The sequence below is a fragment of the Microbacterium sp. BH-3-3-3 genome (genome assembly GCF_007679045.1).
Lineage (GTDB): Bacteria > Actinomycetota > Actinomycetes > Actinomycetales > Microbacteriaceae > Microbacterium > Microbacterium algihabitans.
This window is the reverse complement of record NZ_VEFS01000001.1, coordinates 1174659-1191960: the sequence shown is the minus strand read 5'-3', so window position 1 is coordinate 1191960 and position 17302 is coordinate 1174659. Positions and strand designations below refer to the sequence as shown.

Below are 17302 nucleotides of genomic sequence, written 5' to 3'. Positions count from 1 at the left end.
GAGGAGCGCATGCTGCGCACCTACGGCCCTTTCGCCCTGCGGCGCACCGGGCAGGCGATCATCGTCGTGCTCCTGGCCTACCTGTTCACGTTCGCGGTGATCAGCGTGCTGCCGGGCGACCCGATCACCACGACGCTGCGCAACCCCGACAACGGCTTCACCGAGGACGACATCGCCCGCATCGTCGCCTTCTACGGCCTCGATCAGCCGTGGTGGGTGCAGCTCGGCTCGTCGCTCGGGCGCTTCGTGGTCGGCGACCTCGGCGTCTCGCTGCGCTCGAACCTGCCCGTCGCCACGCTCATGCTCGATGCGCTCGGGTCGACCCTCGCGCTCGCGGCGGCGGCCCTCGCCGTGGCCGTGGTGCTGGCGGTGGCCATCGCGTACGGCACGCAGTTCGTCCCCGCGCGCTTCGGACAGGGCGTGCTGCGTTCGCTGCCGTCGCTGTTCCTCTCGGTGCCGAACTTCGTCATCGGTCTGCTGCTCATCCACGTCTTCGCGTTCGGGCTCGGGCTGTTCGGCATGATCGACACCGAGACGGCGTGGGGCACCTGCTTCGCGGCGGTGGCCCTCGGCATCCCGGTGTCGGCACAGCTGGCCGAGGTGCTCATCTCGTCGCTCGATCACGAGTCGCGGCAGGAGTACGTCGCCGTCGCCCGCTCGCGCGGTCTGCGCTCGGGTGCGCTGTTCCTGCGCCACCTCGCCAAGCCCTCGGCGCTGCCGAGTGTCACGGTGCTCGCCCTCATCGTGGGCGAGTTGCTCGGCGGCGCGCTCATCACCGAGGCGATCTTCGGACGCGTCGGCGTCGGCACGCTCGTGCAGTCGGCCGTGGCCGGTCAAGACCTCCCGGTGCTGCAGGCGGTCGTGTCCCTGGCCGCGGTGGTCTTCGTGGTGGTCAACCTGACCGCCGACCTCGCGTATCCGCTGCTCGACCCGCGCGTCTCGATCGCCTCGCGCGGTCGCACGCGAGCCACTCCTCCCGTGGGCCCGGCGTCCCCGCTGCGCGAGGAGGTGAGCGTCGTATGAGCGCCGCCCCCGCCCTCGCCCCGAGCGCGACGGTCGCCCGGGCGCGCGGCATCCGGTTCGCCCTGCCCCTCGACGTGATCGCCTCGTTCGTCGTCGTCGCGGTGGTGCTCGCGTGGTCGCTCGCGCCGACGCTCTTCACGAGCCAGAACCCCGCGCAGGGCGTGCCCGCCGACAAGCTCCAGGCGCCGAGCGCCGCGCACCTGCTCGGCACCGACCACCTCGGCCGCGACCTGTTCGCGCGGATCGTCTTCGGCGCACAGCCCTCGGTGACCAGCGCGCTCGTCGCGGTCACGATCGGGGTGGTCGTGGGCGGGCTGATCGGGCTTCTCGCCGGCTTCCTCGGCTCGTGGACCGACGTCGTGCTCGCGCGTTTCGTCGACGTGCTCCTGGCGATCCCCGCATTCCTGCTCGCGGTGGTCATCGTCAGCTCGCTCGGTTTCCAGACCATCAACGCCGCGATCGCCACCGGCGTCTCGGCGGTGGCGGTCTTCGCCCGCGTCATGCGCGCCGAGGTGCTCCGGGTGCGCTCGTCGGTGTTCGTCGAGGCCGCGCGGCTGCAGGGCGGGTCGAGCCTGCACGTGCTGTTCCGCCACGTGCTGCCCAACGCGTCGCGTTCGCTCGTGCCGCTCGCGGTACTGCAGTTCGGACTGTCGATCCTCGTGATCGCGGGACTCGCCTTCCTCGGCTACGGCGATCCGCCCCCGGCATCCGACTGGGGACTGCTGATCTCGGCGGGCAAGGACTACCCGCGTGCGCCGTGGCTCGTCGTCTGGCCGGCGGTGGTCACGGTGGCGACGGTGCTCTCGATCAACCGCATCAGCCGCTTCCTCCGGAGGACGTCATGACCCTCTCGCTTCCCGTCCGTCCCGACCTGGTCACGCGGACCGCGCTCCTGCGCGTCGAGGATCTCTCGGTCGCCTACGGGCGCACCCCCGTGGTGCACGACGTGTCGTTCTCGATTCCGCGCGGCGGCAGCCTCGCCCTGATCGGCGAATCGGGTTCGGGCAAGTCGACGATCGCCCGCTCGGTGCTGCGCCTGCTGCCGCGGGCCACGGGCCGCGCGCACGGGCGCGTCGAGCTCGACGGCACCGACGTGCTGGGGCTCTCGGAGCGCGCCTTCCGCCCCCTGCGCGGACGACGAATCGGTTTCGTGCCGCAGGATCCGGCGCACGCCCTCAACCCCGTGCGCACGATCGGGTCGCAGGCGCACGAGGCGGCCGCCCTCGCCGGAGTCGCCGACGAGCGCGCGGCGATCCTCGAGGCGTTCGACCGCGTCGGCCTGCCCGACCCCCGCCGGGTCTACGACTCGTACCCGCACCAGCTGTCGGGCGGCATGCTGCAACGCGTGCTCATCGCGCTCGCGGTGCTGCCCGGGCCGCAGCTGCTCGTGGCCGACGAGCCCACCAGCGCCCTCGACGTGACGATCCAGAAGCGCATCCTCGACCTGCTCGGCGAGCTGCGCGACCACCTCGGCATCGGGCTCCTCCTCATCACGCACGACCTGGCGATCGCCGCCGAACGCACCGACGAGATCGTCGTGCTCAAAGACGGCCGCATCCAAGAGGCCGGTGCCACGCGCGCGGTGTTCGCCGCCCCGGCATCCGCGTACACGAGGCAGCTGCAGGCCGACGCCCCCGCGCTCAACCCCGACCGGTACCGGCGCGACCTCGACGACCGCGGGGTCGACGCGTGGACGACCGACACCGCTTCGACCCGCATCGAGGTGCGCGAGGTGTCGAAGAGCTTCGTCGTCGACGGTGCCCCACGGCCGGCGGTGTCGGGGGTGTCGTTCCGCGTGCCGCCCGGAACCACGCACGCGCTCGTCGGAGAATCCGGCTCGGGAAAGACGACCACCGTGCGGTTGCTGCTCGGGCTCGACACCCCCGATGCCGGCGAGATCCGCGTCGACGGCGAGCCGGTCACCGGACGCACGCCGGCCCAGCTGCGCGGCATCCGTCGCCACCTGCAGCTCGTGTACCAGAACCCCTTCACCTCGCTCGATCCCACGTGGAGCGTCGGGCGCATCGTGCGCGAGCCGCTCGACCGCTATCGGGTCGGCACGCGTGCCGAGCGGGTGACCGCGGTCGCCGAGGCACTGGATGCCGTGGGCCTGTCGACCCATCTCGCCCGGCGTCGCCCCGATGCCCTGTCGGGCGGTCAGCGCCAGCGCGTCGCGATCGCCCGGGCCCTCGTGCTCGAGCCGGACGTCATCGTGCTCGACGAGCCGACCAGTGCCCTCGACGTGACGGTGCAGGCCGGGGTGTTCGACGTGTTGCGCCGCCTGCAGCGCGAGCGGGGGCTCACGTACCTGTTCGTCTCGCACGACCTCGCCCTCGTCCGCCAGATCGCCGACACCGTCTCGGTGCTGAAGGACGGCCGGGTCGTCGAGGCCGGCCGCGTGGCCGACGTGCTCTCGCACCCGCGCGAGGCGTATACCCGCGCCCTCATCGACGCCATCCCGTTCCGCGACCCCCGGAGTTCCCGATGACCCTTCTCTCCCCGTCGTCCCGCCCCACCCTCGTGCAGGCCTTCACCGCGCCGAAGGGTTTCGGCGACCAGACGCTGCGCGATCGTCGCCCCGATGCGATCGAGCTTCTCGGCGGCATCCCGGATGCCACGGTGCTACCCACCGCGGAGCTCGCCGAGGCGACGGCCCGCGTGCTCTCGCGCCCCGGTGCCGCGTCGCTGCAGTACTCCCGCACCGAGGGGATCCCGGCGCTGCGCGAATGGATCGCGGCGCGCGAGGGCGTCGCGGTGGACCGCGTGCTCATCACCAACGGTGGCTTCCACGGCTTGGCGCTCGCCGTGCAGACGGTGCTCGAGCGCGGCGATCTCGTCGCGGTCGACAACCCCGTGTTTCCGCTTTTCCTGCGAGGGCTCGAGCTGACTGACGCGCGAGTGCTCCCCATCCGCGTCGGGTCTGCGGGACTCGACGTCGACGAGCTCGAGCAGCGCCTGCGCGAGGGAGCCCGACCCGCCGCGGTGTACACCGTGCCCGAGTTCCACAACCCCTCGCAGTCGTCGCTGCCCACGGCGAAGCGTCGCGAGCTCGTCGCGCTCGCCGAGCGCTACGGCTTCACGGTCTTCGCCGACGACCCCTATCGCGAGCTGCGGTTCCACGGCGAGGCGGAGTCGGTCGCGCCGTTCCACGACTCCGACCACGTCATCCACGTGAACACCTTCACCAAGACCCTCGGGCCCGGCCTGCGGCTCGGGTGGGTCGTGCTGCCGGAGCGATTGATCCCGGATGCCGTCGCCCTCCGCAGCCGTCAGGACTCGCACTCGTCGACGTTCGTGCAGGGCGTGGTCGCCGAGTTGCTGACCACCGACGAGTCGCTGTTCGACCGCGTGGTCGGCCGGGCCCGTGACCTGTACCGCTCGCGCGCGCACACTCTGGCGGCTGAGCTCTCGGCATCCGGCTTCTTCGACGTCGCCGTGCCGGACGGTGGACTCTTCTTGTGGCCGCGCCTGACCGATGATCGCATCGACGCCGACCGGCTCGCCGCCGACGCGAGCACCGAGGGCGTGGAGTACCAGCGCGGGTCGTTCTTCGCCTCGGGCCCGGGCACCGATGCCGACCGTCACCTGCGTCTCGCCTACGGCGACACATCGGAGGAGCTGCTGCGCGAAGCGGCGGCGCGGCTCGCACGGGCGGTGGCGCGGCAGCGCTGAGCGCGCGCGACGGTTCGCGCAGGCTCAGCGATTCGCGCAGGCTCAGCGCACGCGGCCCGACCCCGGCCGAGGTTGTGCGAATCGCGGAGGCTGTGCCGCGCGGCCGTCGCGCAGCGCGAGTGCGCTCAACGGGACCCCGCGCCGTCCGCACCAGGCGGGCACCCCCTCCCCGCGGGCCCGCCCGCGCGGCATCCGTCCACCCGGCGGTGGTCCCTCAGGGTGCGGTCGGTGCCCACCCCAGCAGCGGCCCGAGTCGCCCGGCGATGTCTTCGAGGATCTGCACGTAGTCGTCGGGCGCGAGGGCGAACGGCAGGGCGAAGGCCACCTCGTCGACCTCGGGGAACGCGCGCGACGACAGCAGTCGCTCGGCGATCTGCTCCGAGGTGCCGACGAGGTCTTCGGCGAACAGCATGCCGCGCGGGCCCTGGGGGACTCCGACGCGCCCACGCCGCGAGTCGGCATACGCCTCGTAGCGGCGACGCTGCTCGGGCGTGGCCGAGTCGGTGGGCACCACGACGAGCCCCTGCGAGACGCGGGCGGCTTCGCCGTCGCGATGCGCGTCGCGGTAGCGGCGGATCTGCGCGTACTGCTCGGCGTCGAAGTCGGTCGACTCGACCGCCTGGATCACGCTGCTGGTGAGCAGGTGGAAGCCGTTCTCGGCCGCCCACGTCGTCGAGCCGGGACTGCCCGCGCCGTACCAGAGCCGATCGGCCAAGCCCGCGGCGTGCGGCTCGACCCGCTCGGAGTACTCCTCGATCCCCTCGGTCCCCGCGAACGGACTGGCCTGCTCGCCGGCGAGGAAGCGGCGCAGCCGCACTAGACGCTCGTAGCCGAAGTCCTCGCGGTCGGCGGTGTCGGGGTACAGCGCCGTCGCGACCTCGTCGAGGCGCCGCGGCGGCCCGACCGAGAACCCGGGCTCGAGACGCCCGCCCGACAGCACGTCGACGGTCGCGAGGTCTTCGGCCAGGCGCAGCGGATTCTCCCACCCGAGCGGGATCACCGCCGTGCCCAGGCGGATGCGACTCGTGCGCTGTGTGGCGGCCGCGAGCACCGCGACGGGAGACGAGATGCCGTACTGCAGATGCCGGTCGCGCAGCCAGGCGCTGTCGAAGCCGAGGCGCTCGCCGCGTTCGATGATCGACAGCGTCGTCTCGTGTCCCGCGCGCGGGTCGTCGCGATCGAACAGGCCGATGGTGAGGAAGCCGAGGGAGCGCAGCGGGCGGGTCATCTGGTCACGCTAACCGGGCGCGCGGCCTGGAGCGCAGAAGTCGGTCATTCGCCGTCACGGGGTCGCTCAGGAGGGTATGGACCCCGCGGGAATTCCGTATTACGTTTTTCCCATGGCAAGCGAGGAGTCGATCAACGGGGTCCCCGTCTCGGACGAACAGATCGGCGCCTGGGCAGATGAGGCTGAAGCGGGTTTCGACGTCGAAGCGCTTAAGCGCCGCGGGCGAGGTCGCCCGGGACGCGGCGCCGAACCGTCGCAGATCATCGCGCTGCGGCTGACCGCGGAAGAACTGGCCGCGCTCGACGCGCAAGCCGCGCGAGCGCACCAGTCTCGTTCCGAGCTGATCCGTGCTGCGATCGCCGCGTACGCTGCGTGACGATCCACGACTCAGCGCGCAAGCACGGACTTTCGCCTCAGGACATCATTCAGGCCGCCACGTCGCCGCTGTGGGTGGAGGATCTCGACGACGACTCGCCCGCCCGGCAGCTCCGTCTCGGTTTCGACCGGGAGGGCCGATTGATCGATACCGTCGTGCTCACCTTCGACAGCGGGAACGAGCTCGTCATCCATGCGCAGAAGGCACGACCGCAGATGCTCGACCTTCTTCCGTGACTCGGGCCGTCACGCGGGCGTCCGGACCGCCGCGAAGCGATTGCGACGCCGCAGCGCGAAGCCCAGCTTCTCGTACGCCGCGATGGCGTTGACGTTCGCCGCGGCGGCGTGCAGCAGAGCCCGGTCGCCGCGCTGCTGGATGTGGAAGGCCACGTCGAGCACGAGTCGTGAGGCGAGGCCCTGCCGACGGTGATCGGCGTCGACCGCGACCGCGCTGATCTCGGTCCAGCCGGTGGGGTGCAGGCGCTCACCGGCCATCGCCACCAGTCGTCCTTCCCGACGGATGCCGATGTACCGCCCCAGCTCGTAGGTGCGGGGCCGGAATGGGCCGGGCTGATTGCGCTCGACGATCGCGATCATCTCGGCCGCGTCGTCGGCACCGAGCTCGATCGCCTCGTCATCGGGGCGGGTCTGCAGGGCCGGCGTCTCGACGAGCTGCACGCCCTCGCCGCCGCCCACGTACTCCCAGCCCTCGGGGATCGCACCCTCGTAGCCCGACAGGCCCACGTCGGCACCCGGTCCGACGAGGTCGCGGAGGGCGTCCCACACCCCCGGTTCGTCCCACGTGCGCACGGCCACGAACGGCGCGACATCGGACGGATATCGGCGCACGAGGTCGCCGCCGATCGCGAACGAGGCGTGCGGGCCGGCGAGCGAGTGCCACGCCGCGTTGTCGAGCACGGTGGCGTCGGCGTGGGGGATGTCGAGTGTCGAGGGGGAGGTCACCGTGACACTCTGCGCCGACTCCGCCCGGGGTGCAACTCGGCTGTCGTCGGGCGCAATGCGGGGCCGACCGCGACCCGTGTTACCGGGCGTTTCCGGTGCGACCCTGCGCCGCGCGGCATCCGGAAATACTGGGGAGATGACCGCCGCGCAGACGACCTGGACCATCGAGAACGTCGACTGGAACGACGCCTCGGCGGTCGCGCTGCGTGAGGCGATGGATGCCGAGATCTCACCCCGATACGCGGAGATCTTCGCCGCCTTCGACGAGGCGACGGCCGACCGGCTTGCCCGGGACTTCGCCGTCGACCCCGCCACGATCGTGGAGGTCGTGCTCGTGCGCGCCGTCGACGGCGAGGCGGTCGGCCATGCCGCGCTGCGCGCCGTCGGCGCGGAACTCGAGGTCAAGCGCGTGTACGTCTCCCCTGGCGCGCGGGGGCGCGGGGCGAGCCGAGCGCTCATGGCGGAACTCGAGCGCCTCGCCGCGGCACGGGGCGCATCACGGCTCATCCTGCAGACGGGCGACCGCCAACCCGAGGCCATCGCGCTGTACGAGCGAATCGGCTACGCGCCCATCGAGGTCTTCGAGCCGTACATCCGGTTCGCCGGCTCGCGCTGCTTCGCCAAGGACCTCCGCCCGTGAGCGCGGAGCGGATCGACGTCGCCGTGGTCGGCGCCGGCGCGATGGGCGCGGCCACCGCGTGGCACCTTTCCCGGGCGGGTCGCGAAGTCAGCGTGTTCGAGCAGTTCGAACCCGGTCACGTCCGCGGCGCCTCGCACGGAGCCTCGCGCAACTTCAACGTCGCCTACGCCGAGCCCGAGTACCTCGCCTGGCTCCGCGACGCCGAGGTGTTGTGGCGCGAGCTCGAGGCCGAGGCGGGCCAGCCCCTGCTGACAACCACCGGTATCGTCACGCACGGGCCCGGCGTCGACCCCGTGGCGACGGCCGCCGCGATCTCGGCGGGCGGCCTCGCGGCCGAGGTGCTCGACGCGTCGGAGGCCTCGCATCGGTGGCCCGGCCTGCGCTTCGCGGGACCGGTGCTGCACAACGCCGGGGCGGGTCGGTTGCACGCCGACGAGTCGGTCGCCGCGTTCCTCGCGGGAGCCGCCCGTGCCGGGGCGCGCATCCACTGGAACACCGCCGTCACCGACATCGAGGTGCGCGGCGACGACGACGTGCGCTTCACCGTGACGGATGCCGAGGGCCCTCGGCGCGTGCACGCGCGGCGCCTCGTGTGCACCGCCGGCGCGTGGACGGCGAAGACCCTCGCGGGCGTTCCGGGCGTCTCGCTCCCCGCCCTGCGCGTGACGCAGGAGCAGCCGGCGCACTTCCGTCCTCTCGATGAGACGGCGCACTGGCCGGGCTTCAACCACCACCCGTCGGCGGACGATCCCGCGACGGCGTGGTTCGCGGCGCCCGTCTACGGAATGCTGACGCCCGGTCAGGGGGTGAAGGCCGGGTGGCACGCGGCGGGTCCGGTCACCGACCCCGATCACCGCAGTTTCGTGCCCGACCGCGACCTCACCGCGGCGCTCGTCCGGTACGCCGCGGAGTGGCTTCCCGGGGTGGATGCCGCGGACTTCACCGAGATCACGTGCACCTACACCTCGACGGTCGACGCCCGCTTCGTGCTCGAGCGCACGGGTCCGATCGTCGTCGGAGCGGGCTTCTCCGGCCACGGGTTCAAGTTCACGCCCGTCGTCGGCCGCACTCTCGCCGCCCTCGCGGGCTGACATCCGGCCTGCCGCCGGAGCGGGGTCGGGCGAACGCATCGGATGCGGATCCCTGGGCGCCTGACATCCGATTCCGTCGCCGGTCGAAAACCCCGCCCGTCAGAGGTCGTACCCGAACGCGCGCAGGTCGAGCCAGCGACCGGGTTCGACCTCGATCGGGTCCTCCCGCTCGGTCAGGCGGCGGAAGCCCATCTTGAGGTAGAGCGCGTGCGCGCCGAGCATCTCCGGGCCGCTGTTCATCACCACGCGGGTCGCGCCGCGATCGCGGGCGAGGCCGAGCACGTGTCGCGTGAGCAGCTCGCCCACGCCGCGGCCGCGCGCCGACGGTGCCACGGCGAGCTGGCGGAAGTCGAGCTCGCCCTCGCGGGCCAGGGGCGAGAGTCGCTCGCCGGGCCGCGGCGTCCACACCGTGCCGACGATTTCGTCCCCATCGAGGGCGACCCACACCTCGCCGTACTCCACGCGGCCGGCGACGTCGGCGAGCGAGGCGAGGTACGCCTCCGAGAGCCCGTCGTAGCTGACGCGATAGGCCTCGGCGGTGATCCGCCCGGCCTCCGCGTATTCCTGCGGGGCGACGAGGCGGACGGTGAGGGTCGTGGTCATGGCATCCATTCTTCTCCGGTGAACGCACGGCACGGCCCGGTCGAAGAAGACCGGGCCGTGCGCGGGCCCTCAGGACTTCGGGAGTCCCGGCGGGTTGATCTGCGAGGTCGAGATGCCCTCGGAATCGAGGTTCCAGGCCTTCAGTACCTCGGCGTACTTCCCGTTCGCGATGAGGTCGTTCAGCACGATCTGCACCGGCTCGACGAGGCCGTTGCCCTTCTTGGTGCCGGCGGCGATGTCGGCCTGCAGGGGGTAGCCGCCCGGAACCACGCCGACGACCTTCGTCTCACCCGTGTCGCGCGCCGCCCACGCGGCGGTCGCGTTCGGACCGAAGGTCGCGTCGACGCGGCCCGAGAGCAGGGCGAGGGTCGCCGCGGCGTTGTCGTCGTAGTACTGCAGGTCGGCCGGGGCCTTGCCGGCGGCGGAGAGCTCCTGGTTCCAGCTGAGCAGCACCTTCTCCTGGTTGGTGCCCGAGCCGACGACGATCTTCAGCCCGGAGATGTCGTCGGCGGTTCCGATCTTCGCGATCGAGCTGTCGGCGCGCACGGCGAAGCCCAGCAGGTCCTGCCGGTAGCTCGCGAAGTCGTAGAGCTCTTTGCGCTCCTCGGTCACCGTGACGTTGGCGGTGATGAGGTCGTACTTCCCCGATTGGATGCCGAGGGGCCAGTCCGCCCACGCCACCACGACCGGGTTGTACTCCAGGCCGAGACCTTCGGCGATGAGCGAACCGATGTTGGGTTCGGTGCCCGACGGCAGCGTCTCACCCTCGGGCACATAGCTCAGGGGAGGGGTGAACGCGCCCACCGCGACGGTGAGCTTGCCCGGCTCGATGGGGGTGAAGCCACTCGCCTTCAGGGCCGCGACGGCGTCGGGCACGGCGTCGGTGTGCACCCATTCCGCGGGGGCATTCGTGGCGGATGCCGAGCGCTCGGGCGCCGCGACCGCCTCGGTCGGTCGGGTGAGGCCGATGGTGACGCCGACGCCGACGACGGCGACGAGGGCTGCGGCGATCACGCCGAGGGCGATCCCCTGCTTCTTGCTGAGTGCCATGCTGTGTCTCCTTGTGAGGGTGTGGATGCCGCGGCATCGGTGTCGCGTCGCGGGGCCGGGTGGTGAGGTGGGGCGATGTGGGTTCGGGTTGCGAGGTGGCTGAGCCTGTCGAAGCCACCGGGGTGCGGTGGGTTCGGGTTGCGAGGTGGCTGAGCCTGTCGAAGCCACCGGAACACGGCGGACGCGTCAGCCGAGCACTTTCGCGACGAACTCGCGGGTCCGCGCATACCGCGGTCGGGTGAGCACCTCATCGGGCGTCCCCTGCTCGACGATGCGTCCCTCGTCGAGGAAGACCACGCGGTCGGCGACCTCGCGGGCGAAGCCGATCTCGTGCGTGACGATCACGAGCGTGGTGCCGAGCTTCGCGAGGTCGCGGATGACGTCGAGCACCTCGCCCACGAGCTCGGGGTCGAGGGCGCTCGTCGGCTCGTCGAACAGCAGCACCTTGGGCTGCAGGGCGAGGGCGCGGGCGATCGCGACGCGCTGCTGCTGACCGCCCGACAGCTGCCGGGGGTAGGCGTCGGCCTTCTCGGCCAGGCCCACCCGGTCGAGCAGGGCGAGGGCGAGCTCGCGCGCCTCGCTCTTGCCCAGGCGCTTGAGAGCGAGCGGCGCCTCGGTGATGTTCTCGAGCGCCGTGAGGTGCGGAAAGAGGTGGAAGTTCTGGAACACGATTCGACAGGCTCAGCCACCTCCCTACCCAGGTCCCTGAGCCTGTCGAAGGGACCGCGACCCGCGCGGACCGGTGGCTTCGACAGGCTCAGCCACCTCCCCGACCGCGACCCGCGCGGACCGGTGGCTTCGACAGGCTCAGCCCCCTGCCGACCGGAACCCGCGCGGACCGGTGGCTTCGACAGGCTCAGCCACCTCCCCGACCGCGACCCGCGCGGACTGCTGGCTTCGACAGGCTCAGCCACCTCCGCCCTCAGGCGTCGCGCAGGATCCGCGCCGTCACCCGCGTCCCGAAGAATAGAGCCTCCACCGGCACGCACTCGTCGGCCGTGTGGAACTGCCCGAACACGTCGAAGTCGGCGGGCACGCGCAGCGGCACGAAGCCGTAGCCCCGGATGCCGAGACGACTGAGGTGCTTGTTGTCGGTGCTCGCGGGCAGCAGGTACGGCACGACGGTGCCGTCGGGGTCTTCGGCGGTCACGGCGTGCTGCAGCACGTCCATCAGCCGCCCCTCGGCCGGAGCCTCGATCGCCGGGATGTACCGCGACCACGCGATCTCGATGTCGTCACCGACGACGGCCGCGAGCTCGTCGCGCAGCGCGTCCGCCTGGCCGGGCACCACGCGCACGTCGAGCGTCGCGCTCGCCGAGGCGGGGATGACGTTGATCTTGCCGCCGGCCGTGAGCACGGTCGGCGAGACCGTGTTGCGCGTTCCCGCGTCGATGACGGATGCCGAGAACCCCAGGCGAGACAGATCGTCACCGTCGAGGGGCTCGCCGCTGGCGCGTCCGTAGACCTCGAGGAAGCGCTCGAGCGTCGCGGTCCGCACGACGGGGAAGCGATGTGCGCCGACCGCGGCCACGGCGCGCGCGAGGCGCACGACCGCGTTGTCGGCGGTGGGGCGGGATCCGTGCGCCGCCGCTCCGCGGGCGGTGAGCGTGGCGACGGTCACGCCCTTCTCCGCGGTCGCGACGAGGTACGCACGACGGTCGTCGGGCAGGGGGATCGAGAAGCCGCCCACCTCGCTGATCGCCTCGGTCGCCCCGGCGAACAGCTCGGGGCGGTTCTCGACGAGCCACCGCGCGCCCCAGACGCCACCGGCTTCCTCGTCGGCGAAGAAGGCGAAGATCAGGTCGCGCCGCGGAACGATCCCGTCGCGGCGGAACGCCCGGGCGATGGCCAGCAGCATGCCGGCGAAGTCCTTCATATCGACGGCCCCGCGACCATAGAGCAGGCCGTCGTGGATCTCGGCGCCGAACGGCGGGTGCGTCCAATCGTCGGCGTCGACCGGGACGACGTCGAGGTGCGCGTGGGCGACGAGGGCGCCGGCATCCGGATCCGAACCGGCCAGCCGGGCGACCACGCTCGCGCGCCCCGGGCGGGGCTCGACCAGGACCGTCTCGTACCCGACCTCGTCGAGGCGCTGCTTCACGAAGAGCGCCGCGCGGGTCTCGCCGTCTCCGATGGTGGCGGCGTCTCCGGTGTTGACGCTGTCGATGCGGATCAGCGCGCGGATGAACTCCAGCGCCTCGATCTCGAGGGGACCCGGCGCGGAGGGAGAGACGTCTGTCATGGTCAGTGCTCGTGCGGGCGGGCGTCCTCGCCGAGCTTGAAGGCGAGGCGACCGTGGGCGTAGCCGCCTCCGGCGCGGATGGCGGTGGCGACCCACGCGGCTTCGGCGAGTTCGGCCTCGGTCGCTCCGGCCTTGACGGCGTTCTGCGAGTGTCCGTCGATGCAGTACACGCACTGGGTGGTGATGCCGACGGCCAGGGCGATCAGCTCGCGGTACTTCAGCGGGATCGCGCGCCCTTCGGGGGCGAACACGGCCTGATCGAACGCGGCGAACGCGGCGAGGATGTCGGGGGTCTCGGTCTTGTACACCTTGGTGTACGTCTTGTCGGCGGTGCGGTCGAAGTACTCGGACATGCTCGCTACCGTAACCACGCGCACCGCGCGCGAGCGGGAGAGCGGTCACGCGGGGTCACAGACACGGCCCCCGCTCAATGCATGATCATGCCGCCCGTGACGTTGATCGCCTGCCCGGTGAGGTACCCGCCCGCTGGGGAGGCGAGGAAGTGGGTGACGCCCGCGACGTCTTCCGGCACGCCGAGGCGGCCGAGCGGCGACTTCGCGCTCCACGCCCGCACGTCGTCGTCGGAGCGGGTGTCGGCGCCCATGTCGGTGAGCACGTAGCCGGGGCAGACGGCGTTGACGCGCACGCCGTGGCATCCCCATTCCTGCGCGCCGGCGCGGGTGAGGGCGACGACCGCGGCCTTCGACGCGGCGTAGTGCCCTTCTCCGCCGCCCCCCTGCTTGGCGGCCATGCTGGCGATGTTCACGATCGTGCCGCCGCGTGCTTCGAGCATGAGCGGGGCGACCGCCTGCATCGTCACGAGGGTCGCGCGGGCGTTGATGTCGAGCACGAGATCCCAGTCGTCGACGGTGATGTCGAGCAACGACACGTGCTGGAACACCCCCGCGCAGTTCACGAGCACGTCGACCCCGCCGAGCGCGGTGATCGCCTCTCCGACCGCGCGGCGCGTGTCGAGGGGGTCACGCAGATCGACGGAGAAGTAGGCGGATGCCGCGCCGTCGGTCGGGGCGCGACGATCGAGCACCGCGACTCGGGCTCCATCGGCCGCGAATCGGGCGACGATGGCGGCGCCGATGCCTCCGGAGCCTCCCGTGACGATGACGCGCTGCGACATGACGCTCCTCCCGCGGGCGTCGGGTCGCCCTGGCGGTCACCGTACGCCCGGCGGCGAACGCGGCGGCGACGGCGCTGTTTCGCGGGCGTAACGCTCGTCAGATCCGGTCGATGAGCCGCCACACCGCAGCGGCGTCGACCTCGAGGCGCGCGTCGGTGCCGCGGGTGCGCCACGCGTCGCGGTCGAAGACGAAGGCGCGCTCGACCTCGAAGACGTACAGCCGCTTGCGCGCAGTCGCGACGATCGCCGCGACCTCGTCGTCGAGCATGGCGGCGGTCACGGCGTCGCGGGCCAGACGCGCGGCCAGCACCTCGCGCACGGCCGCCGGGGCGGCATCCGCCTGCCTCGCCCGGAACGACAACTGCACCCCGTCGGCGTCGGCGAGCCCCGCGGACGAGTCGTACACGACCCCGGATGCCGCGCCCGAGGCCGCGATCGCCCGCGCATGCCGCGACGCGAGGTCGGACTCGACGTACAGTCCGACCGGCAGCAGGCGGTACTGGGCGGCGGCGGTCCAGGGCCCGACGGCATCGGCCGTGCCGATCACGACGAACCGCTGCGCGGCGAGGATCGCGGCGGCGCGCTCTTCGGGGGAGGTCATGCGCTCATGCTGGAGGCGCGGGGCGACATGGATGTTTCGGCGGGGTGAAGCTTCGTCGCGAGAGCCGATCCCTCGGCATCCGGCGTCTTACGCTCGGGGCAGCGCCGCCTGCGGCGCCCGTGAGCCCCGACCCGCAGGAGACCCGTGAGCGTCCACCCCGCCATCACCGACGCCGCCGTGCGCGCCCACCTCGAACGCCTGGCGGCTCAGGCGGGCACGATCCCCTCGGGGGCGACGGATGCCGACGGCGATGACGCCGCGCGGATCGCCGAGCTGCGCGCGAACCCGTCGTGGGTGCGTTCACCCGACGACGCGACGCTCAAGTCGATCGACCTCGACGACGACGGTCTCGCCCTGCGCCTCTACAGCCCGCGCGCCGGCCACCGCGGAACGCTCGTCTTCGCCCACGGCGGAGGATGGGTCGCCGGCGACCTCGACAACAACGACGCCCTGTGCCGCGCCCTCGCTCTCGCGACCGGAACTCAGGTGCTGAGCGTCGACTACCGCCTCGCGCCCGAGCATCCCTTCCCGGCCGGTCTCGACGACCTCGACCGCGCGCTGCGCTTCGCCGCGACGGGGGCCGACGGACTCATCGACCCCGCCCGACTCGGCGTCGCCGGGCACAGCGCGGGCGGCAACCTCGCCGCGGCGCTCGCCCTGCGCTCGCGCGATGGCCGGGCTCCCGGCATCCGCGTGCAGGTGCTGCTGTGCCCCGTGCTCGACGCCCCGAATCCCGAGCGCCCGAGCTACCGCGCGCACACCGAGAACCTGCCCCTCACCGCGCGCGGGATGCAGTGGTACTGGGGGCTGTACGTTCCGGATGCCACGCGCCGGGTGCCCGTCGACGCAGCGCCCCTGCGGGCCGCGGTGCTCGGCGGTTCGGCGCCGGCCGTGATCGTCGCGGCCGCCGTCGACCCCTTGTCGGACGAGGCCGAGGAGTACGCCGACCGGCTCGCGGCCTCGGGAGTACCGGTCGAGTTCGTGCGGCGCGAGAGGGCGCCGCATCTGTTCCTGGTGTTCCCCTCGACTCCCGCGCGCGACGAGGTGCTCGCGCAGGTCGCCCCGGCTGTGCGGGCGGCGTTCGCGTGAGGGCCTGACCTCGTCCCACTTTCGGCGGGGTCATGTCCCACTTTGTGCGGTCTGGGGCCCGTTCGGCCAGCCATTTTCGGGACATGGGTGTGCTCCGGCCGCCCCGCAAACAACCCGCCCCACGCCCGGAACACCGCGGAAACACGCCATTGTTACCGTCATCAACATGTCGCTCCTGGTCACCAACGCACGTCTCATCACGGTCCCCGCGGGCACCGACGACCCCGGCTACATCGAGCGCGGCTACATGCTCGTCGAGGACGGACGCATCACCGCGATCGGCGCCGGAGACCCCGCGCCGGGCACGACGGCCGACGAGATCCTCGACGTCGACGGCAAGTTCGTCGCCCCGGGCTTCGTCTCGTCGCACAGCCACCTCTTCACGAGCGGCTCGCGCGGGCTCGGCGTCGACCAGACGCTCTACGGCTGGTGCACGTCGATGTTCAGCGTGCTCAACAACGCCTCGCCCGACCAGATCTACTGGGCCACGCTGCACGGCTCGCTCGACTTCCTCGCCAACGGCGTGACCACGGCGTACAACTTCACCGACCCGCTCCTGCCGTGGGAGCCGATGGTCGAGGGCAAGCGCGCCGACGGTGGCGGGCAGCTCCGCGATCACGCCTGGCACACCCGGCAGGCCGACGGATGCCACGACGCGGGGCTCCGCTTCGTCGACTCGATCGCTCTCGATGCCACCGTCGGCACCGACGAAGAGATCTTCGCGCGGTTCGAGGCCTCGCTCGATCACGTGCTCGCGATGGATCCCGACATCGCCCTCGGCGCCTCGATCATGGGCCAGGTGCAGTGGTCGACGCGGCCCGACGCCGCCGAGATCGAGGTCGCCGTCATGGACCGCTTCGGCGTGACCAACCAGGCGCACTTCCTCGAGACCTACGAGGCGATCGAGCACCAGCAGACGAAGTTCCAGCTGTACAAGAACGCCGGAGCCCTCCGGCCGGGCATGATGTTCGGCCACTTCATCCAGACCACGCCCGAGATCATCGCGGATGCCGCCGCGGGAGGGGCGAGCATGTCGTGGCAGCCCGCGTCGAACGGGCGTCTCGCGTCGGGCATCGCTCATGTGCCCGAGATGCTCGAGCAGGGCATGAAGGTCGGCATGGGCCTCGACGACCAGGCCTGCACCGACGTCGCCGACCCGTGGCAGAACATGCGCATGGGCATGTTCATGCAGCGCGCCCGCACCCACGACCCGCTGTCGATGATGCCCGAGCGCGTCCTGCGCCTGCACACCCTCGGCGGGGCCGAGATCATGGGCGTCGACGACCGCGTCGGCAGCCTCGAGGTGGGCAAGTTCGCCGACTTCGTGGTCGTCGACCCGCGCACTCCCGATATCGGACCGCTGTGGAACCCCGTGCGCAGCTACGTGCTCGCCTGCGGCCTGCGCAACCTGCAGCAGGTCTACGTCGGCGGAAAGCTCGTCAACGACCGGGGCGTCTCGACCAACCCGCTCGCGGTCGAGGCCTCGCGCGTGCTGCACGAGGAGCTGCCCGCGCTGGCCGAGGAGTTCGGCGTCATCCTCTGACCCCGCGCCTTTCCTGCTGAGTGTCCACGACACGCCGCGTCCCGCGC

18 protein-coding genes and 1 pseudogene are annotated in these 17302 nt (G+C 72.0%); 10 read left to right on the top strand and 9 right to left on the bottom strand.

The annotated features are described in order from the left end of the window. Nucleotides 1–9 precede the first annotated feature (9 nt). The 4 genes from FS769_RS05575 to FS769_RS05560 are packed head-to-tail and all read left to right on the top strand — an operon-like array spanning nt 10 to nt 4695. Complete coding sequence (locus FS769_RS05575; protein WP_144830465.1) at nt 10–1023, top strand: ABC transporter permease; 1014 nt, start codon at nt 10–12, stop codon at nt 1021–1023. After that, nucleotides 1020–1868: an ABC transporter permease gene (locus FS769_RS05570; protein WP_144830462.1), complete on the top strand. Its 849-nt coding sequence runs from the start codon at nt 1020–1022 to the stop codon at nt 1866–1868. The genes FS769_RS05575 and FS769_RS05570 overlap by 4 nt, the downstream gene beginning before the upstream one ends. Further along, the gene (locus FS769_RS05565) at nt 1865–3511 is read left to right on the top strand and encodes an ABC transporter ATP-binding protein (protein ID WP_144830459.1); all 1647 of its coding nucleotides are present in this window, start codon (nt 1865–1867) and stop codon (nt 3509–3511) included. The genes FS769_RS05570 and FS769_RS05565 overlap by 4 nt, the downstream gene beginning before the upstream one ends. After that, nucleotides 3508–4695, top strand: coding sequence for a PLP-dependent aminotransferase family protein (locus FS769_RS05560; protein WP_144830456.1), 1188 nt, complete (start codon nt 3508–3510; stop codon nt 4693–4695). The genes FS769_RS05565 and FS769_RS05560 overlap by 4 nt, the downstream gene beginning before the upstream one ends. Before the next feature lie 214 nt (nt 4696–4909). Here FS769_RS05560 and FS769_RS05555 read toward each other — a convergent pair whose 3' ends face one another. Beyond that, on the bottom strand, nt 4910–5923 hold the full coding sequence (locus tag FS769_RS05555; protein WP_144830453.1) for an LLM class flavin-dependent oxidoreductase: 1014 nt from the start codon (nt 5921–5923) through the stop codon (nt 4910–4912). Between the two features lie 112 nt (nt 5924–6035). On the opposite strand from FS769_RS05555, the gene FS769_RS05550 reads away from it, so the two are divergent. Together FS769_RS05550 and FS769_RS05545 are read left to right on the top strand one after the other, a co-directional pair. Next, a complete protein-coding gene (locus FS769_RS05550) occupies nt 6036–6299 on the top strand; it encodes a ribbon-helix-helix protein, CopG family (RefSeq protein WP_144830450.1) in 264 nt (87 codons plus the stop codon). Next, entirely contained in the window at nt 6296–6535 is a 240-nt protein-coding gene (locus FS769_RS05545; protein WP_144830448.1) for a toxin, read from the top strand. Before FS769_RS05550 ends, FS769_RS05545 begins: the two co-directional genes overlap by 4 nt. 9 nt (nt 6536–6544) lie before the next feature. On the opposite strand, the gene FS769_RS05540 is transcribed toward FS769_RS05545, so the two are convergent. Continuing rightward, nucleotides 6545–7261, bottom strand: a complete 717-nt coding sequence (locus FS769_RS05540) for a GNAT family N-acetyltransferase (RefSeq protein WP_144830445.1) — start codon at nt 7259–7261, stop codon at nt 6545–6547. A gap of 136 nt (nt 7262–7397) precedes the next feature. Between FS769_RS05540 and FS769_RS05535 the strand changes: the two genes are divergently transcribed. Both FS769_RS05535 and FS769_RS05530 read left to right on the top strand, forming a co-directional pair. After that, entirely contained in the window at nt 7398–7901 is a 504-nt protein-coding gene (locus FS769_RS05535) for a GNAT family N-acetyltransferase (protein ID WP_144830442.1), read from the top strand. Then, a complete protein-coding gene (locus tag FS769_RS05530) occupies nt 7898–8992 on the top strand; it encodes an FAD-dependent oxidoreductase (protein WP_144830439.1) in 1095 nt (364 codons plus the stop codon). Before FS769_RS05535 ends, FS769_RS05530 begins: the two co-directional genes overlap by 4 nt. Nucleotides 8993–9091: 99 nt before the next feature. Here FS769_RS05530 and FS769_RS05525 read toward each other — a convergent pair whose 3' ends face one another. From FS769_RS05525 to FS769_RS05495, 7 genes and pseudogenes are all read right to left on the bottom strand, one after another. Further along, entirely contained in the window at nt 9092–9595 is a 504-nt protein-coding gene (locus tag FS769_RS05525; RefSeq protein WP_144830436.1) for a GNAT family N-acetyltransferase, read from the bottom strand. Nucleotides 9596–9664: 69 nt separating this feature from the next. Then, a complete protein-coding gene (locus FS769_RS05520) occupies nt 9665–10645 on the bottom strand; it encodes an ABC transporter substrate-binding protein (protein WP_144830433.1) in 981 nt (326 codons plus the stop codon). Nucleotides 10646–10831: 186 nt separating this feature from the next. Next, a pseudogene (locus FS769_RS05515) lies at nt 10832–11317 on the bottom strand (amino acid ABC transporter ATP-binding protein); the annotation flags it as partial. 250 nt (nt 11318–11567) lie between these two features. Continuing rightward, entirely contained in the window at nt 11568–12887 is a 1320-nt protein-coding gene (locus FS769_RS05510; protein WP_144830431.1) for a M20/M25/M40 family metallo-hydrolase, read from the bottom strand. Between the two features lie 2 nt (nt 12888–12889). After that, entirely contained in the window at nt 12890–13240 is a 351-nt protein-coding gene (locus FS769_RS05505) for a carboxymuconolactone decarboxylase family protein (RefSeq protein ID WP_144830428.1), read from the bottom strand. Nucleotides 13241–13314: 74 nt separating this feature from the next. Continuing rightward, nucleotides 13315–14022, bottom strand: a complete 708-nt coding sequence (locus FS769_RS05500) for an SDR family NAD(P)-dependent oxidoreductase (RefSeq protein ID WP_144830425.1) — start codon at nt 14020–14022, stop codon at nt 13315–13317. Between the two features lie 97 nt (nt 14023–14119). Next, a complete protein-coding gene (locus FS769_RS05495; RefSeq protein ID WP_144830422.1) occupies nt 14120–14623 on the bottom strand; it encodes a pyridoxamine 5'-phosphate oxidase family protein in 504 nt (167 codons plus the stop codon). A gap of 144 nt (nt 14624–14767) precedes the next feature. Here FS769_RS05495 and FS769_RS05490 point away from each other — a divergent pair, with 144 nt between their 5' ends. Beyond that, the gene (locus FS769_RS05490; RefSeq protein ID WP_144830419.1) at nt 14768–15712 is read left to right on the top strand and encodes an alpha/beta hydrolase; all 945 of its coding nucleotides are present in this window, start codon (nt 14768–14770) and stop codon (nt 15710–15712) included. Between the two features lie 166 nt (nt 15713–15878). Further along, nucleotides 15879–17255, top strand: a complete 1377-nt coding sequence (locus FS769_RS05485) for an amidohydrolase family protein (protein ID WP_144830416.1) — start codon at nt 15879–15881, stop codon at nt 17253–17255. Nucleotides 17256–17302 lie beyond the last annotated feature (47 nt).

Coding starts and splice junctions, on each gene's coding strand:
- FS769_RS05560 (WP_144830456.1), top strand. CDS start 3,508: ATGACCCTTCTCTCCCCGTCGTCCCGCCCCACCCTCGTGCAGGCCTTC.
- FS769_RS05495 (WP_144830422.1), bottom strand. CDS start 14,623: ATGACCTCCCCCGAAGAGCGCGCCGCCGCGATCCTCGCCGCGCAGCGG.
- FS769_RS05510 (WP_144830431.1), bottom strand. CDS start 12,887: ATGACAGACGTCTCTCCCTCCGCGCCGGGTCCCCTCGAGATCGAGGCG.
- FS769_RS05550 (WP_144830450.1), top strand. CDS start 6,036: ATGGCAAGCGAGGAGTCGATCAACGGGGTCCCCGTCTCGGACGAACAG.
- FS769_RS05500 (WP_144830425.1), bottom strand. CDS start 14,022: ATGTCGCAGCGCGTCATCGTCACGGGAGGCTCCGGAGGCATCGGCGCC.
- FS769_RS05570 (WP_144830462.1), top strand. CDS start 1,020: ATGAGCGCCGCCCCCGCCCTCGCCCCGAGCGCGACGGTCGCCCGGGCG.
- FS769_RS05505 (WP_144830428.1), bottom strand. CDS start 13,240: ATGTCCGAGTACTTCGACCGCACCGCCGACAAGACGTACACCAAGGTG.
- FS769_RS05525 (WP_144830436.1), bottom strand. CDS start 9,595: ATGACCACGACCCTCACCGTCCGCCTCGTCGCCCCGCAGGAATACGCG.
- FS769_RS05575 (WP_144830465.1), top strand. CDS start 10: ATGCTGCGCACCTACGGCCCTTTCGCCCTGCGGCGCACCGGGCAGGCG.
- FS769_RS05485 (WP_144830416.1), top strand. CDS start 15,879: ATGTCGCTCCTGGTCACCAACGCACGTCTCATCACGGTCCCCGCGGGC.
- FS769_RS05535 (WP_144830442.1), top strand. CDS start 7,398: ATGACCGCCGCGCAGACGACCTGGACCATCGAGAACGTCGACTGGAAC.
- FS769_RS05555 (WP_144830453.1), bottom strand. CDS start 5,923: ATGACCCGCCCGCTGCGCTCCCTCGGCTTCCTCACCATCGGCCTGTTC.
- FS769_RS05565 (WP_144830459.1), top strand. CDS start 1,865: ATGACCCTCTCGCTTCCCGTCCGTCCCGACCTGGTCACGCGGACCGCG.
- FS769_RS05520 (WP_144830433.1), bottom strand. CDS start 10,645: ATGGCACTCAGCAAGAAGCAGGGGATCGCCCTCGGCGTGATCGCCGCA.